At 58.0% G+C, this 16,929-nt stretch carries 15 protein-coding genes; 10 read left to right on the top strand and 5 right to left on the bottom strand.

Going from position 1 to position 16,929, the window contains the following annotated elements; translation table 11 throughout:
• The first annotated feature begins 13 nt into the window (after window positions 1-13).
• Entirely contained in the window at window positions 14-1,192 is a 1,179-nt protein-coding gene (locus EY643_RS11445; protein WP_205743042.1) for a hypothetical protein, read from the top strand.
• Here the strand turns inward: EY643_RS11445 and EY643_RS11440 are convergent.
• Complete coding sequence (locus EY643_RS11440) at window positions 1,189-2,334, bottom strand: epoxide hydrolase family protein (protein WP_152662328.1); 1,146 nt, start codon at window positions 2,332-2,334, stop codon at window positions 1,189-1,191. The two genes, EY643_RS11445 and EY643_RS11440, sit on opposite strands and share 4 nt — an antisense overlap.
• A 237-nt stretch (window positions 2,335-2,571) precedes the next feature.
• Here EY643_RS11440 and EY643_RS11435 point away from each other — a divergent pair, with 237 nt between their 5' ends.
• Together EY643_RS11435 and EY643_RS11430 are read left to right on the top strand one after the other, a co-directional pair.
• Complete coding sequence (locus EY643_RS11435; RefSeq protein ID WP_152662327.1) at window positions 2,572-3,270, top strand: class D sortase; 699 nt, start codon at window positions 2,572-2,574, stop codon at window positions 3,268-3,270.
• Between the two features lie 12 nt (window positions 3,271-3,282).
• Window positions 3,283-3,843, top strand: coding sequence for a hypothetical protein (locus EY643_RS11430; protein ID WP_152662326.1), 561 nt, complete (start codon window positions 3,283-3,285; stop codon window positions 3,841-3,843).
• 54 nt (window positions 3,844-3,897) lie between these two features.
• Here the strand turns inward: EY643_RS11430 and EY643_RS11425 are convergent, their stop codons facing one another.
• Together EY643_RS11425 and EY643_RS11420 are read right to left on the bottom strand one after the other, a co-directional pair.
• Complete coding sequence (locus EY643_RS11425; protein WP_152662325.1) at window positions 3,898-4,233, bottom strand: hypothetical protein; 336 nt, start codon at window positions 4,231-4,233, stop codon at window positions 3,898-3,900.
• Complete coding sequence (locus EY643_RS11420) at window positions 4,230-5,189, bottom strand: MBL fold metallo-hydrolase (protein ID WP_152662324.1); 960 nt, start codon at window positions 5,187-5,189, stop codon at window positions 4,230-4,232. Before EY643_RS11420 ends, EY643_RS11425 begins: the two co-directional genes overlap by 4 nt.
• A gap of 142 nt (window positions 5,190-5,331) precedes the next feature.
• On the opposite strand from EY643_RS11420, the gene EY643_RS11415 reads away from it, so the two are divergent.
• Genes EY643_RS11415 through EY643_RS11395 form a run of 5 tightly spaced genes read left to right on the top strand, consistent with a single transcriptional unit; the run spans window position 5,332 to window position 12,261 of the window.
• Window positions 5,332-6,090 (top strand): lysophospholipid acyltransferase family protein, encoded by a 759-nt coding sequence (locus EY643_RS11415; protein WP_152662323.1) that lies wholly within the window; start codon window positions 5,332-5,334, stop codon window positions 6,088-6,090.
• 15 nt (window positions 6,091-6,105) lie between these two features.
• A complete protein-coding gene (locus tag EY643_RS11410) occupies window positions 6,106-6,348 on the top strand; it encodes a hypothetical protein (RefSeq protein WP_152662322.1) in 243 nt (80 codons plus the stop codon).
• A 2-nt stretch (window positions 6,349-6,350) separates the two neighbouring features.
• On the top strand, window positions 6,351-6,971 hold the full coding sequence (locus tag EY643_RS11405; protein WP_152662321.1) for a class I SAM-dependent methyltransferase: 621 nt from the start codon (window positions 6,351-6,353) through the stop codon (window positions 6,969-6,971).
• Window positions 6,968-8,722: an autotransporter assembly complex protein TamA gene (locus tag EY643_RS11400; protein WP_152662320.1), complete on the top strand. Its 1,755-nt coding sequence runs from the start codon at window positions 6,968-6,970 to the stop codon at window positions 8,720-8,722. The genes EY643_RS11405 and EY643_RS11400 overlap by 4 nt, the downstream gene beginning before the upstream one ends.
• Before the next feature lie 5 nt (window positions 8,723-8,727).
• On the top strand, window positions 8,728-12,261 hold the full coding sequence (locus tag EY643_RS11395; protein ID WP_152662319.1) for a translocation/assembly module TamB domain-containing protein: 3,534 nt from the start codon (window positions 8,728-8,730) through the stop codon (window positions 12,259-12,261).
• Here EY643_RS11395 and EY643_RS11390 read toward each other — a convergent pair.
• Entirely contained in the window at window positions 12,258-12,902 is a 645-nt protein-coding gene (locus EY643_RS11390; RefSeq protein ID WP_152662318.1) for a YiaD family glycine zipper/OmpA-like lipoprotein, read from the bottom strand. The two genes, EY643_RS11395 and EY643_RS11390, sit on opposite strands and share 4 nt — an antisense overlap.
• 151 nt (window positions 12,903-13,053) lie before the next feature.
• Between EY643_RS11390 and EY643_RS11385 the strand changes: the two genes are divergently transcribed.
• Window positions 13,054-14,055: a metal-dependent hydrolase gene (locus EY643_RS11385; protein WP_152662317.1), complete on the top strand. Its 1,002-nt coding sequence runs from the start codon at window positions 13,054-13,056 to the stop codon at window positions 14,053-14,055.
• Here the strand turns inward: EY643_RS11385 and EY643_RS11380 are convergent.
• Window positions 14,045-15,223 carry a pyridoxal-phosphate-dependent aminotransferase family protein gene (locus tag EY643_RS11380; RefSeq protein ID WP_152662316.1) on the bottom strand — a complete coding sequence of 393 codons (1,179 nt, stop codon included), beginning with the start codon at window positions 15,221-15,223 and terminating at the stop codon, window positions 14,045-14,047. The two genes, EY643_RS11385 and EY643_RS11380, sit on opposite strands and share 11 nt — an antisense overlap.
• 166 nt (window positions 15,224-15,389) lie before the next feature.
• On the opposite strand from EY643_RS11380, the gene EY643_RS11375 reads away from it, so the two are divergent.
• Window positions 15,390-16,922, top strand: coding sequence for an acyl-CoA synthetase (locus EY643_RS11375; protein ID WP_152662315.1), 1,533 nt, complete (start codon window positions 15,390-15,392; stop codon window positions 16,920-16,922).
• Window positions 16,923-16,929: the final 7 nt, after the last annotated feature.

The raw sequence follows: 16,929 nt of genomic DNA, 5'->3' as shown, positions 1-16,929 counted from the left end.
CGGCACGGACGCAATGGATGCTCCGAGCGGTTTGCCATTGGGAGGATGTAAAGAGCAAGCCATGTACCGCTACAGTGTTGATAACGCCGTAACCTACACATCAGAAGATCTCGTATTGTTTCGCGAGTCTCCCTTCGCCTGCTGGATGGAGCGTCTCCATCTGGAAAACCCCGACCACGGCATTCCCCCCGACTCAGGCAGCGCAGAACCCGGCGACACCATGACCCGTCAGGATGATATTGCAGAATCGCTGCGGGGCGAGGGCAAGCAGGTCGCGCTCATTGATTGGGACGCCCCCGAGGCGCTGCGTCGAGGCGAGGCACTGCAGGCCATGCGCCAGGGCGTAGACTTTATCGTCAATGGCCAGCTCGCACTTGGGCCGCTGTCTGGTTCAGCTAATTTGCTAATGCGCACCAGCGGTTACTCTGAGCTGGGAAATTATCTTTATATTCCTTGCGACACCCAGGGCAAGACGACGATTCACTCGGCGTTTCGGCTGTGTTTCCTCGCTGATTTGCTCCACGGTTTGCAAGGGCAGCTGCCGCCACAGATGCTGGTGATTCGCGGCGGCGATCTCTTGCCGCTAAAAACAGATGATCATATCTATCACTACCGCGCGGTAAAGCAGCGCTTTATGAGCGCCATGCGTGATTTTCGCAAGCACCGCATGCCAGACCCTGCGGAATCTTCTCACTTCGGGCGTTGGTCAGATTGTGCCAACGAGGTGTTGCGCCAGCGCGCGGAGCGCGACGATATCGGCGAACAGCTAGTCGCTCCGGAGGTGGAGGAAGCCATCGCCGATGCCGTTGCCGCAGAGCAGGCAGACGCAGCGGAGGAGTCCCTTGACGTGCGGTTCCAGAATCCAATTCAGGCTCGTCTTGCGACAGGGCGTGGCCTCAAGGTCAGTGGCACTCTGGCCGATCAGGCGCGAGCGCTGCAGGTGGAAGTGGTTCCCACCGCCTATGAGGCCGCTCCACAAGCGCCAGCGGTTGCACCGGATGCCGCTCTTGATAACCTTTCGTTCATCGGCAGTGGCGATCTCACTTCACTGCCGACTGATTCTGGTGCGTTCGATGTCGATTGCATCGATGATTCGGATTATGCACTGCCGGAATCAGACGCCGCCGCGGCGCCGGTCCCGCGGCCTTTCAGTAGTAGCCTGCACACCGGCGACGACGATTTCGAGCGCTAGCGCAGCAGTCTAAAGCAGGCGCGTACTTCTTCAATGAACACTTCTGGTTGTTCCATTGCAGCAAAGTGGCCGCCCCGTTCCAGTTCATTCCAGTAGATCAGCTTGCTGAAGCGCTTCTCCGCCCAGCGCTTGCTGGTCCGCATGATCTCACGCGGGAAAATGGAGCAGCCCACCGGCATATCGATAGGGCCCAGGTTGGCCGCGTTAAAGCTCTCCCAGTAGAGCCGGGCAGAACTGGCGGCGCAGTTATTCAGCCAATAGAGCATCACGTTATCTAGCAGTTCATCGCGAGTAAGGATATTTTCAGGATGCTTTACGCCGTCTTGTTCACAGTCTGTCCATGCGTAAAATTTCTCGACGACCCAGGTCATTTGGCCCACCGGAGAATCGGCCAGCCCATAGCCCAAAGATTGGGGGCGAGTAGCCTGTTGTTTGGAATAGCCAGACTCCCAGTCGTTGTAGTGGCCGAGGTCCGCGAGAGCCTGCTGTTCGTTTGGAGTCAGGTCATTCATGGTATCGGGGTCGGGGGCAGCGATCGGCATGTTTACATGGATACCGACGCAGTGTTCTGTTTCGGTTTGGCCGATAGCCTGGGTAACCATGCTGCCCCAGTCACCGCCCTGGGCGAAATACTGGTCGTAGCCCAGACGTGCCATCAACTTGCCCCAGAGGCGGCCGATGTTCTCGACGCTCATCCCGGTGCTGGACGGTTTGCCGGAGAAACCATAGCCGGGCAGGGAGGGCGCCACCACATGGAATGCATCGCCTGCCTCGCCACCATGAGCGACTGGGTCGGTGAGTGCGTCGATGATCTTGTGGAACTCCACGATCGAGCCAGGCCAGCCATGGGAAATAATGAGTGGGCGTGCATTGGGTTCCGGGCTGCGCTGGTGGATAAAGTGGATGTCCAGATCGTCGATGGTGGTTTTGTAGTGATCCCAGCGGTTGAGCATCGCTTCACAGCGACGCCAGTCGTAATCTTCGAGCCAGTACTTTGCCAGCTCTTGAGAGTATTGCAGCGGTATACCCTGTTCCCAGCCGGCGCATGTTTCGGCATCAGGCCAGCGTGTATTGCGCAGGCGTTGGCGGAGGTCGTCGAGTTCGGTCTCGTCAATCGCTATGGTGAAGGGTCTGATATCCAAAGTGTTGATCTCCGTAATAGGGGGTGATGACTTGCCTCATTGTTCTGCGAGACAGGGTGTGGCGTAATGACCAAATTGGTCTACATTTGTGGAAAAACATGGCCATTATCCGCCGGGGCATTTACATTGGCGACAAATACGGTAAGTATAGCGATCACAAGATTTGAATAAACTAGCATCATCTCTAGAACCTACTAGAATATAGAACAGACTATTTAGGGGAATTTCGTCTCACGTATGAGTGTTCGTCCAGCCGTCATCCGCGTCGGTGAACTATCCAGTTATCTGGCCGGCATTGTGCTGCTCGGTTTTTTCGTGGTCCACCTGGCCCAGGGAGAAGTAGAGCGTCGCGGTGCTATAGGTGCGTTTGAGGAGCAGCTAGCGGTTGCTCAAGCCAGTTCGGTCGTCGCTCCCCCCGTCCCCGATGCCATTCAGCCGAATTTTGCCGATATCGGTAGCGAGCCAGACACCACGCTGTGGGCTCCCGGTCGCGTGGCAGATTACCAGGCCAGCCTGCTAGAGAGCCTCCCTCCTGTGCTCGGTGTGCTCGAAGTGCCCAGTATTAATCTCAAGGTTCCCGTCTATCAGACCAACACTGAACTGGTGATGGACCGTGCCGCCGGTGTGATCGATGGTATGGCTTATCCTCACGAGCCTGGAAATATTGGTATTTCCGGTCACCGTGATGGCTACTTCCGCGCGCTCAAAGACATCAAGGTTGGCGAGACCATCGTCCTGCAAACCCTGGAAGGAGAGAAGCGTTTCCGCATAGACGAAACGCATATCGTCGAGATCGATGATACTCGCCTGTTACAAGATACCCGTGATCAGACCATAACCCTGGTCACTTGTTACCCGTTTTACTTTGTCGGGCATGCACCGCAACGATTTATCGTTACGGCGTCCCTCGACGAACCCTATGTCAATCACAACTAAGGAGGAATTGACATGCAAAAGAAGATGGTAGTTGCAGTAGGTATGGCCCTGGCTTTGTCCGCGGGCTCCACAATGGCTCAGGACAAGGCAGTTAGCAGCAGTGTTACCTGTGCTGACCTGAACTGGTCCGCAGAAGTTCTGGCGATAAACCCTGACATTGCTCAAACTTGTCAGTCAGTTTATGAAAAGAATGGCGAGCTGTATGCCAAGGCTGTGATCGAAGTGGTTCGCGTGCGTGGTAATCGCATGACATTCCGCACCGTTCACACCGACGGCACCATGGGTGACAGCCGTTCAGTGCAGCTGGATAGCAGCTGGCGCGCAGATATCGGTGGCCGTAGCTACCGTGCGTCTGACCTGATGCGCGGTCAGCAGCTGAACGTTTATCTGCCCCAGGATCGCTTCGCACTGGCGGTTCACGATGAGGACGGTCTCGATGATGCCGATCTGGTTGTGATCGAGGAAGAAGTTGCAATGCCAACTACTGCCTCACCGCTGTTCCTGATCGGTGCAGCTGGCGGTGCCCTCCTGGCACTGGGTGGCGCTCTGACTGGTCTGCGTCGTCGCTCTTAAGCGAGACCTGCCGAATCTAAGGGGCCCTTGTGGCCCCTTTTCTTTATCTTTCTTTTAATCTTCTACCCAGACTTTTCTCAGCGGCTCTCCGAAATCATCGTAGATGACTTTGCGGCGCGGCCGTGGCAAGCGTGAGCGTTTTGGTGCCGGTGATCGTTTGAGCTTCTCTTTGCGTCGGGCTTCGATGGCGGCGACAACCTCCGGAACCAGAGTACGCGGTGCGCTGGGTTCTATAAAAAGGCGTCTATTGAGGAACAGGGGGGCATCTGTGGGGTCTTTGCCGCTAATCCCCTGAGGGATATTCTCTACATTACCGCCACCGCTAAGGAAGCGTTCGGTTTCCTGTTCTAACTGGGCGCGGATATCAGCTTTTGAAGCGGGCTTTTTCATGGCGTTGGCACATCATAGCCGGCGAGCGCTGCCATACGTGCGAACAGTTCGAAGACATCGGAGGCTTCCTTCTCCCCGCGAAACTCGCGATAGAGCGAATCGACGTTAACGGCAATGCGCTCCGGGTCTGACCAGGCCGAGTATTCAGCGAGTTCGATGTCCTTGGCCGCTTCAAAGGCGTCCATGCCCGCATCGTAGCGCGAACGCGCCTGGTCGCGAACATATTCGAGGTATTGCCTGACCTGGGCGACACCGTGTTTGTCGGTGATGGGGCCGTGGCCGGGAACAATATGATCGACATCCATCGCCTCAATCATCTGGCAGGCCTTAATCCAGTTGCCAACGGGGCCTTCCCAGATAATGGGGGTCCCTTCAATGAACAGAATGTCACCGGTATACACGACGCGATCTTTGGTGGAGTGAACCAGAATGTCGCCGCGGGTGTGGGCAGGGCCGACTTCGATCAGCTCGACCGGCTTGTCGCCCACCGTCATGTGCATCTCTCCCTCGAAGGTTTTCGTCGGAGGGGTGAACGTGATGCCGTCAAATTTAAAGCGACCAAAACAGTCGAGGAAGTAGCGCCCCATCTCGCCCATGTCGGGAGCCATCGCCACGATCGCCGCCATGGCGTCAGGTGTGAGTTCTGCCATTTCTGCTGCAGAGGCCGCAGAGGCGATGATCTCAGCGCCGCTCACGAGTTCGTTACCGTGGCAGTGATCGCCGTTGGCGTGAGTGTTGACGAGGGTGTCGATGTCGTTAGCCAGTGGTTCGGCGTCGCGCATCTTGTCCAGCATCTGACCAGTCAATGCCAGATCGTACAGGGTGTCCACCAGCAGGCTTTCTTCGCCATCGGAGATAAGGCCCGCATTGCTCCAGCCCCAGCTATTACCTGGCGCGAGCCAGGCCCAGGCGCCGTTAGCGAGCTGGATGAGTCCGGATTCGGGGTTCTGGTGCACTGCTGAGCTCCGCGGCGTTCGGCAAACCCCATATCTTACAGCGGTAGAGAGTCGTTAGGGAAGCAAGCAGAATCGGCTATACAGGTTTTCTCACTCCGCCCGCTCTGGTTTAATGCACCACAGAAGTTTTCCGAGGTAATACATGAACGCAATACGATCACTGCTGGTGTTTATCTGGCTGGTGCTGTCACTGATACCGCTTGGGCTTGGGCTCGTTATATCTTCGCTCTTTGTAGGCGATCGCAAACTGTGGGCCTGGTTTGGTGTCCCCTGGCTGGCTGGCGTTATCGGCGCGGCGAGAATCATTGGCGGTGTGAACTACCGTGTCCATGGTGAAGAAAATCTCCCTGCCGAGAGCGACATGCAGCGAATCATTCTCTGCCCCAAACACCAATCCACCTGGGAGACATTCTTTTTCCCGGCCTGGATGCCGCGCATGCTCGCTTATGTTTTCAAAAAAGAACTGCTTCGAATTCCCGTCTTCGGCTGGTCCATGGCTCGCCTGAATATGATCCATATTGACCGCAGCAAGCGCTCAGAGGCCTGGAACAAGGTGGCGGAGCAGGGTGTTGAACTGATGGATCAGGGCAAGTGGATTATTATGTTCCCCGAGGGTACGCGTTCGGAGCGCGGTTCCAAGGGCAACTACAAGACCGGAGCGTCAAGGCTCGCGGTCACTACCGGCGCCTCGATTATTCCTATTGCTGTGACATCGGCCAAGTGCTGGCCACGAGGAACATTCTGGTTCATCCCCGGCACGGTAGACGTGTCCATTGGGGTGCCGATCAGTTCCGAGGGGCGCCAGCAGGACGAGTTGATGGCGGAAGTGGAGCAGTGGATTGAAACAGAGATGCGCCGGCTCGATCCTGAGGCTTATGAGCAACAGTCAGATAACAGTTAAGTAGAGAGGAAAACCATGTCTCCAATAAAAATTATAATGCTCATCACCTACGCCATTCTCGCCGCGTTGGCTATCACCATGCCGGGTACCGGCCTGGGTACTGGCGCCGCATGGGTGCTGTTAATCCTTGCTGTGGCACATCTGGTAGAAGTGGCGGTCTTTTTCAAGCGTTGTCGTGCAGCGGGGGGATCGCTGCCGTTACATCTGCTGCAGGTCTTCCTGTTTGGAGTAGCCCATATGCGTGAACTCAAGGAGTGACCATGGGGATCTACGAAAAATATGTACTACCGCGGTTTATCAACTGCGCCTGCAGTACCAAGCCGATGATGAAGCAGCGAGAGAAGGTGGTACCCCACGCAGAGGGCTGCGTTCTGGAAATCGGGATAGGTACCGGCCTTAATCTACCCTATTACGATCCGGCCAAGGTTGACAAGGTCATAGGCCTCGACCCCTCTGAAGAATCCTGGAAGCTTGCAGGAGAGCGCGCCAGCGGCTTGGATTTTGATGTGGAATTTATCGGCCTGCCAGGCGAGGAGATCCCACTGGACGACGCGGCTGTGGATACCGTGCTGGTTACATATTCGCTATGCACTATTCCCGATCCGGTAGCGGCGCTGAAGGGTATGGCGAGGGTATTAAAACCCGGTGGCAAGCTCATATTTTGCGAGCATGGCAAGGCACCGGATGCCTCGGTGCAGCGTTGGCAGGAACGCGTGAACCCCATGTGGCGCGCTATCGCCGGCGGCTGCAATCTCAATCGGGATATTCCCGCACTGCTGGCCCAGGGTGGCTTGAGCATCAGCGGCATGGAAACCAGTTACATCCCCGGCACACCTCGAATTGCCGGTTATAACTACTGGGGCTCTGCGAACATCGCTTGAATACGCGAATTCCACACGCCCTTATCGCGCTGCTGGTTTTCGTCCTCCCGGCCTGGAGTGCTCAGGCCCAGACACTGCAACTTGAACTCTCCGGGATTTCCGGCGATGTCCGGGATAATACCCAGGCCTGGTTAGGCGACTTGCCTGATACAGCTCAGAGTCGCACCAACTATCTTTTCTCGGCGCGGAACAACGTACTCAAAAGCCTGCAGGCATTAGGTTACTACAACGCAGATGTGACGCTGGAGCTCGACCGCGACGCGAATCCCTGGCTATTGCGTATCAATGTCGACCCGGGAGAACGCGCGCGAATGCGTCGCGTGGATATTCGCCTTGTCGGCGGGGCCGAAGAGGACGAGGCTTTCACAAAGCTTATTCTCGAGCACGGCTTGCAGGTTGATCAGCCCTTTGATCATGCCGCCTATCAGTCGTTTAAATCGAAGTTGAGTGCGTTGGGTTTGCGTCGAGGCTACTTTGACGGTGAGTACACACGCAGTGAGGTTCAGATTGAGCCCGAGGGCAATACTGCGGACGTCTTCCTGCACTATGCCAGCGGCGAACGCTACCGTTTCGGCTCGACGGTGTATGACCAGGATTTTCTGCGGGAATCCTTGCTGCAACCTTTGCTCGAAGCGAAAGAGGGCGAACCCTACGATCAGGCACTGTTGCAGAAAACCCAGGCAAATCTGCAGCGAACTCGCTATTTCTCCACCGTAGTTCTGCGCCCTGACCGCGAGCAGGCGCAGAATCAGGTAGTGCCGCTGAACCTTTCGCTATACCCGGCACGCACCCATAGTATTGATCTCGGTGTGGGGTTCAGTACTGATACCCGCGAGCGTGTGTCGGTGACCTGGCGCACTCCGCGGCTCAATAGCCTTGGTCACAGCCAGGAAACACGGCTGATGTACTCGCCGGTAAACCCCAGTGGTCGTTTCACTTACACCATTCCTCTGGGACATCCGAATAACGATGTGCTTCAAATGTCTGCCCGCCTCGAGGACAACGAGTTCGGCGATCTCGACAGCAACCAGGAAGAACTGGCGGTACGGCGAGAGATTAAACGTGACAGCTGGGTGTATAGCTATGGCTTGCGAAGGTTAAACGAGGGCTGGGATGCCGAGGGGATTCGCCGCGAGAATGACTATTTGCTGCCCGGGTTCTCTCTCTCGCAGCGCCGGCGCACAGGTGATCCACTCAATCCCAGTGGTGCGTTCAGTCACTGGTATCGAATTGAGGCCGGCTCAGCCGAACTCGCCTCTGACGTCGACGTTGTGCGTATGGCGGCGAATTTTGGCCATGTACGCAGTAGTGGAGAGCGGCACAGAATGGTGTTCAAGTCCGAGCTGGGCCTGGCTTTTATTTCGGACAGTGACCGCGATCAACTGGCTCCATCCTTAAATTTCTTTGCCGGTGGCGCCCAGAGCATTCGGGGATACAGCTACCAGTCCATTGGCAACGAGGTCACCGTGGAGGATGACAATAGCGACGAGGTTTCACTCGTTGTCGGCGGCGACCGTTTGCTCACCGTCAGCGCCGAGTATCAATATCTGGTGCGTGAAAACTGGCGCGCAGCGGTTTTCGTCGACGCAGGGGACGCCTTTGATGAAGGTGACTTCGACGCCAATGTAGGTGTGGGTGTTGGCGTGCACTACATCACCCCGGTGGGGGCAGTTCGGTTAGACCTTGCCAACCCGGTGACGGATGACGATCCATCCTGGCGTGTTCATTTCAGCATCGGGGCAGAGTTTTGAGGGCGTTGCTGATAAGTCTCGCCCTGGTGGTAGCGTTGCTCACCGCGCTGTTAATGCTGCCGTTCAGTGACGCTGGCAGCCGGCGTATCGTTGCCTGGATAGACTCCGCTACACCGTTGGATATCGAGTACACCTCAGGCAGCTTGTTCGGTCTGTTGGAGCTAAAGCGTCTGTCTCTGCCGGCGGGGGCGGTGCGTGTGGAGGCCTCCGGTCTGAAGATCCAGCTGGATGCCTCCTGCCTCTGGCACAGTGAATTTTGTTTTGATCTGCAACTGCTTGAGGGGGCGGTCAACTGGCCTGGAGGTCGGTGGCAGCAAGGAGCAATGAGCGCCTCCGGTATTGCGTCGGCAGAATCAATTACCCTGCGCAGTGTCGACCTGGTGGAGGGCGATTTGATTTTCGATCCAGCGGAGGATTCAGAGCCCGCTGGATTTATTCCACCCGAGGTCCTGCTGCCGCTACTGCTGCAGGTAGACAGCATGAGGGTGGCAACACTCGATGTGCTTGTTGGCGATGTCTCACAACAGCTGGAGAGTATCGCTTTGGTCGGTCGCTGGTCTGGCACTGAGCTCTCGCTGGCGCAGCTAGAACTGGGGGTGCCTGGTGTTGGGCACTTGCAGACCCAGGGTTCAGCCCAGCTGCAGGGGCTTTGGTCGCTAGCTCTCGACGCAGAGGTTTCACTGGAGGGCGATTTGCTGCCGCCGGCAGTACAGCAACGTGAAGCACAGCTTCTCATTGTGGGCGCGCTCGATGATCTTCATCTCAATGTGCGTAGCGAGGGCGCCCCCGATGCTGATCTGGACGCACGGCTGAACGTCACTGAGGTGGGGGTTCCCTATTCGAGTGACTGGTCTCTGGAATGGGCTTCTGTGATGCCTTTGGTGGAGCTCGTTCCCTCCCTGACGGAGACAGACTTTGCCCTGGAAGGGCCGCTGTCCGGCAGCGCTCAGGGCGAGCTGTTGGGGGAACAAACGGCGGAGTTCAGCGCGCAGTTTTCCGGTGAGGGTTACACCGCAATTGATGCCGCTGGAACCTTGAATTGGCAGGCGCCGATGCTCACCGTGTCTGACCTCACCCTGCGCGACGCGATCAGCGACAGTGCGCTTCATTTGAATGCCACAGCACAACTGGCGCAGAGCTGGAGTGTCGAAGGGCGTATCGCTAGCGACGGATTTACTCTGCCCGAGGCGGCAGGGGATGGACGGCTGGCAGGAGCAGTCTCGCTTGCTGCGCAGGGAGAGGGCGCTAGCTGGTCTGTTGAGCTTGGCAGCATTGCGCTGGAGGGCGAGGTGGCGGGCCTGCCTGCGATTGTGAAGGGACGTGGTGGTATTGACTCGAATCTTGAGTTGCTGCCGGGCGCATTGCACGCCAGCGTGAATGGCACCGACCTTTCGCTGGCTGTGGACGCTGACCGCGCGAGCATGTCGCTTGTGCTCGATAGCCTGAGCCGTTGGCTGCCGCGATCGCGCGGTCGTATTGAGCTGACGGGGGAGGGTTCTACTGCTCTGCATAGCTTGCAGCTCGAGGGTAGCGGTCGCGGTATAGAGTTGGCAGAGGTTCAGGTTCCCTTGGCAAATATTCGCGGGCAGATCGATCGTGCCAGCAGCCGGTTCCGCCTCGCTGTAGACGCCCCAGAAATCATTCGTTTCGAGCGCGAATTTGGTGTGCAGATCGATGCTGAGGGTGACCTTGAATCCTTCCGGGCCAATATCCAAAGCCGAGGTGAGTTGGCCGGTGAGCTGCGTCTCAGTGCAACAGCGCAGGACGGTGCATGGCAGGGCGAACTGGCGCCGGCGCAGCTGGAGACTTCGGCGGGTAGTTGGGCGTCGCGCGAGCCAGTCGCTGTGAGTTGGCTTCCGATCGAGAATCAGTGGCTTGTGGCGCCACATTGCTGGAAGCATTCGGAGTTCGAACTCTGCGGCAGCAAGCTTCAATTTGGCGCGCAGGGTGATGTTCAGCTGACAATGGCAGGAGATACCCGCGCTCTCGAGGCGACGCTTCCGCGGGGGATGCGCCTGCGTGGGGAGGCTCAGGGGCGCCTCAATGCGCAATGGCGACCCGATGCAGCGCCAGAGCTGGACGCTCAGCTGAAGATGGAAAACCTGCGCGTGGTGCGCCGCTATGGCATGGGTGAGCGTGTGCGAACTGAGTACGAATTGATCCAGCTGGGGCTGGCCCGCCAGGATGATGGCCGGCTGGGTGTGACAGGTCAGGTACGGCAGCAAGGCAGGGAAGTCGCGTCAGTCGCCGGTATGTTGCCGCAGGACAGCAATGGTGCGATGGATCTCGAGCTGACGATCGATACGCTACCGCTGACCAGCTTCACGCCCTGGTTCCCGGAGATTTCCAGTCTGGAAGGGCAGGTATCCGGACGAATCGATGCCAGCGGCCCGGTGTTGGATCCCGATATCAATGGCACCTTGTCGCTGGCCGAGGGGCGGCTTGCTCTCGTGGGCAACCCAACGGAATTAACCGATCTGGAAATGCAACTGACCGTGCGGGAAGGCGGCGGGGATATCGCGGGGAGGGGGATGCTCGGGGGCGGCGAGCTCCGCTTCGAGGGGCCGCTGCAGGTGCAACCCGAACTCACTCTCGAACTCTCTCTATCTGGCGAGCGGCACGAAGTACTGATGCCGCCAGCCTCTGAACTGGTGGTATCGGAAGAGCTTGCCATTGCCTTTTCCGATCGCAAGATGCAGGTCACTGGTGAGATCAAAATACACGAAGGCGTTTTGCGTCACGAGGAGTTACCCGCGGGAAGTGTGGCGATATCCGACGATGTGGTGATCGTGGATTTGGCTGGAAACGCCATCGAGACGGAGCGCCCGATCGCGCTGGATGCGGATGTCTGGATACGTATCCGTGATCGCTTCAGGGTCGAGGGTGAGCAAGTGCAGGCAGTGCTTGGAGGTGATTTACACCTGGTGCAGACCCCGACTACCCCGCTGCAGGTATACGGCACGCTTAACTTGCTAGGCGGCGAGCTGAGAGCCTATCAGCAAACCTTGCAGATCAAGCGGGGCACAATTGCTTTCTCCGGCCCGGCTGACAACCCGGAGTTGGACGTTGCAGCGGAGCGAGAAATTCGCAGCGATGATGTCACGGTAGGTGCGCGCCTCTCGGGTAGTCTGGATGATGCTCAGCTGGAGGTGTATTCCGATCCCGTGATGAGCCAGAGCGAGGCCATGTCCTATCTTGTGCGTGGACGAGGGCTCGATGCAGGCGCTGGTGCCGACGGCACGGCGCTGGCGCTGGCCATGGGCGCCGATGTGGTAAACCGAAGTGGTATTGTCAGTGAGCTCAACAGAATGCCGCTCATCAGCGATGTCGCGTTTGGCACCAGTGGCTCGGAAGACGATACCGCAGCGACCGTCAGTGGCTACATCGGCAATCGCATCTACGTTTCTTACGGGGTTGGAATCTACGAGCCGATCAACGTGTTCACGGCTCGTTTATATTTACAGAGCCGGCTCTGGTTGGAAGTTGTCAGCCGGCTGGAGAGCTCTGTAGATCTCTACTACTCGTTTGAAATCGACTAGCGGGATTTGGGCAGGATATAGAGCTCCACCCGGCGGTTCGCTGCGCGGCCCTGGGCCGTAGCGTTGTCCGCGATAGGCTGGTCAAACGCCACACCTTCCACCAGCATCCGATTGCGCTCAACCTGGGTTGTGGCGAGATAGTCCGCCACGGCGCCCGCACGTCGCTCGGAGAGAGGTTGGTTGTAAGAGCGACTGCCGGTGTTATCCGTGTGGCCGGTGACCTTGATGGTGGTGTCGTGATACTTCGCCAAAACCTGGCCAACGGAGTTCAGCACCGGGTAGAAACTTGATTTCAGGTTGTAGGAATCCGTTTCAAAGGTGATATTGCCTGGCATGATCAGGCGGATATTGTCGCCCTCGCGCGCCACCTGTACGCCGGTGCCCTGCAATTCTTCACGCAGTTTCGCTTCCTGAACATCCATGTATGCCCCGACTCCAGCGCCGATGGCGCCGCAGCCCAGTGCCGCATTGCGCGCGTGCTTGCCGGAATCGATAGCGCCGATCAGGCCGCAGCCCAGGGCTGCAGCAGCTCCGTAGGTGGCAGCTTTACTGGCCTGCTCCTCACCTGTGTAGGGATTGGTCGTACATGCGGATACAACCGCCAGGCAGGCGGCGATTGAGAGAGGTTTGAGAGCGTTCATCGTGACTATCTCCTGAATTGTTATCAATTTGGACAGCATCGAGGCGTCGACGTTGCGTTAAGAATTGTTAAAAAATAATACCGGATCGGCTGTGGTTGCGGCGAACAGAATTCTGTAACTTTGTTGAGGTTTTTAGCATGGAACTTTTGCAATGGATCCTCTCACTCAGGGAACACTGGGGGCAGCATTACCGCAGTCCTTCAGCCGGCAGGTGCACACGGGCGCTGCCGGCCTGCTGGGTTTTCTCGCCGGTATGGCCCCTGACCTCGATGTATTGATTCGGTCGGCCGAAGATCCACTGCTGTTTCTCGAATACCACCGGCAGTTTACCCACTCTCTGGTCTTTATTCCGCTGGGCGGCGCAATCTGCGCCCTGGTGTTACACGGGCTGTTGGGCCGCCGGCGGGGTTTGGCATTCCACCAGACATGGTTGTTCTGCACGCTCGGCTATGCCACCCACGCCTTGCTCGACGCCTGTACGACCTACGGCACCATGCTCCTCTGGCCATTCAGTGATCAGCGTTTCGCCTGGAATACGATTTCGATTATCGACCCGCTGCTCACCTTGCCCCTGCTGCTGGCGGTAGTTCTCGCCTGGGCGCTGCGCAAGCCGGGCATAGCCCGGGTCGGCCTGGTCTGGGCGCTTTGCTATCTGGGTTTTGGCCTGTATCAGCGCGATGCTGCTGTCCAGATGGGGCGGGAGCTTGCCCTGAGTCGCGGCCATACTGCGCATGGCCTGGAGGCCAAGCCCAGTTTCGGCAATGTCCTGCTTTGGAAAACGGTCTATGCGGACGGCGATCGTTACTACGTGGACGCAGTGCGCGTGACCTGGCGTCCAAAGGTTTACCCTGGAGATTCGGTGTTAAAACTGGATCTGGAACGCGACATGCCCTGGCTGGAAGCCAACTCTCAGCAGGCCCTGGATGTGGAGCGTTTCCGCTGGTTCAGCAACGACTACGTAGCGCTCGACCCGGAGCACCCGAACCGGGTGATCGATATCCGCTATTCGATGCTACCTAACGAAATCGATCCTTTGTGGAGTATCGAGCTTAGCCCGAACGCGGGGCGCTGGGATCACGTCGAGTATGTGATGAGCAGAGATGGCGGGCCCGAACGAGCCGCCATCCTCTGGCAGATGCTGACTAGTCCGTGAGCAGTGCTTTGGCAGCGGGCAGGGCGGCACCAACATTGATTGTGGCGCCCTGGCGCGAGAGCACCGCTTCCAGCGCAGTCAGGCAGGTCACAACATTGCGTGGGCTGCTGGCATAACCCATCAGGCCTATGCGCCATGTCTTGCCTGCAAGCGCGCCGAGACCCGCGCCGATCTCGAGATTGAAGTCCTGCAGCAACGCGGTGCGCACCGCGGCATCGTCCACACCCTCCGGAATATTGACAGCGTTCAATTGCGGCAAACGATGCTCAGCGGCAACCGCCATGCTCAGGCCCATTGCCTCCAGCCCGGCTACCAGTGCCTCGTGGTTGCGCTGATGGCGAGCGTGAGCGTTCTCAAGACCTTCCTCCTGCAACATCACGAGCGATTCATGCAGGGCGTAGAGGTCGTTCACGGGGGCGGTGTGGTGGTAGGCACGCTTGGTATTGGCGCCCCAGTAGCCCATGACCAGTTGCATATCGAGGAACCAGCTCTGCACTTTGTGCTCACGATTCTGGATGCGCTCTACAGCGGCTGGGCTGAAGGTCACAGGAGAGATACCGGGTATGCAGCTCAGGCATTTCTGGGTGCCTGAGTAAACAGCGTCAGCGCCCCAGGCGTCGACTTTGAGCTCGATGCCGGCCAGGGATGTGACGGTGTCTACGATACTCAAGGCGTTGTTCTCTTTGGCCAGTGCACAGAGGGCGGCAGCGTCTGACTTCACGCCAGTGGAGGTCTCTGCGTGGACGAAAGCCAGCAGGGTAGCCTCGGGGTGTTCGGCAAAGGCTGCGCGTGTCTTATCGACGCTCACGGGTTCGCCCCATGCGTCTTCTACCATCACCGCGATGCCACCGCAGCGCTCAACGTTTTCCTTCATGCGGCCGCCGAATACGCCATTCTGGCAGACGATGACGGTGTCGCCAGGAGACACCAGATTGACGAAGCAGGCTTCCATTCCGGCGGAACCGGGGGCGGACACTGGAATAGTCAGTTCGTTCTCCGTCTGGAAGGCGTACTGCAGCAGGCCCTTGATTTCATCCATCAGCTGGACGAACAGGGGGTCCAGGTGGCCGATAGTAGGGCGTGAGACGGCGCCGAGGACCCGGGGCGAGACATCGGAGGGACCGGGGCCCATCAGGGTGCGTTGGGGCGGGAAAAAACTGCTGGTCATGGTCGTGCTCTCTGCAGTGAATCAAAGGAGCGCAACGGTATCAGGTTTTGGCGTGCAGCTTAATAGCACTGAAATGAATTGTGCCCATTCGCGAGGGTAATGGACGTAGCGCCCAGAGAGCATTATTGTTCAGTCTCCGTTGAATAAGTAAATAAGAGGAATAGCGATGAATCGCCCCGAGATCGACTACAACTTTGCCGCTGCAGCGCTGCGCAGGGCAGACCTGAATCCCGAGCGTATCGCGGTGGTATTCGAGGAAGAGGAAATCACCTACGCGGACTTCGCCAGCCGTGTCCGACGTCAGGCCAGCTTGTTTCGCGAAGCGGGCGTGTGTGTTGGCGATCGAGTGGGCTACCTCGGGTTTAACCACCCTGCATTGCTGGAAACCTTATTTGCGACCCAGGCCCTGGGTGCCATTTTTGTGCCCCTGAATTTCCGTCTAACCGCCGAGGAACTCACATTTATTATCAATGACGCGGGTCTCCACAGCCTGGTCGTGGATGATGCACTGCGCCCGGTCGTGGAGCCCGCGCTGGAAAACCTGTGCTGCCGCAACTACTTCAGTTCCGAGAGCGAAGCGGAAGGCTGGCGCCACCTGACATCAGAGCGTGCAGCCGCTGAACCGATCACCGATACAGTGGGGGTCGATCAGCACGAAACCGGCTTGATCATGTATACGTCAGGCACAACAGGCCTGCCCAAGGGCGCCATGCTCACTCATGGCAATTTTGTGTGGAACAATATCAATGCGTCCATGGCGTTCGGTGCCAGCCGCGACAATATCGTGCTAACAGCGGCCCCGCTGTTTCACATTGGCGGCCTCAATGTGCTCACCCTGCATTCTTTCCATCTCGGCTCCAAACTGATACTGCTGCGCAACTTCGACCCGGGTGCGGTGCTGGAGAACTTCGAGCGCTACCAGGTGACGCATATGTTCGGCGCGCCGGCCATGTATTTGTTTATGTCCCAGATGCCACAGTTTGCAGACACGGATCTCAGTTCCCTGGACGTTTTGGTGTGTGGAGCGGCGCCCGTGCCCGAATCACTGATCGAAACTTACGGTGCTCGCGACGTGAGCTTTTGCCAGGGCTATGGCCTGACGGAGACCGCGCCGTTCTCCGCCATGCTGACCCCCGAACACGCAGTGAGCAAGCTGGGCTCAGCGGGCCAGGTGCCTCTGTACAGCGACACACGCATTGTCGATGCTGAGAACAAACCGCTCCCTGCGGGAGAGAAAGGCGAGATATGCCTGCGTGGCCCGAACATCATGAAGGGCTATTGGAACCGCCCGCAAGCGACGGCTGCTGCCATTGATACCGAGGGCTGGTTCCACTCAGGTGATATCGGCTACCTCGACGATGAGGGTTTTCTCTACATCTGTGACCGTCTCAAGGATATGGTGATCTCCGGCGGTGAAAATGTTTACCCGGCGGAAGTGGAAGGTGTGCTCTACAAACACGAGGCGATCGCCGAAGTTGCCGTAATCGGCATGCCGGACGAAAAGTGGGGGGAGGCGGTGACAGCCGTGGTGGCTTTGCATGAGGGCGCCTCATTGACGCTGGACGAATTGCGCGACTTCGCCGACCCATTCCTGGCCCGCTACAAACTGCCGTTGCGCATGGAACTGGTCGATGCGCTGCCGCGCAACCCGGCGGGCAAAGTGCTGAAGTTTGTGCTCAAGGAGCAGGTAGCGGGTTAGCGGGGCG

The sequence above is a fragment of the Halioglobus maricola genome (genome assembly GCF_009388985.1).
Lineage (GTDB): Bacteria > Pseudomonadota > Gammaproteobacteria > Pseudomonadales > Halieaceae > Halioglobus > Halioglobus maricola.
The sequence above is the reverse complement of the archived record's forward strand: the minus strand, read 5'-3'. Positions and strand labels throughout refer to the sequence as shown.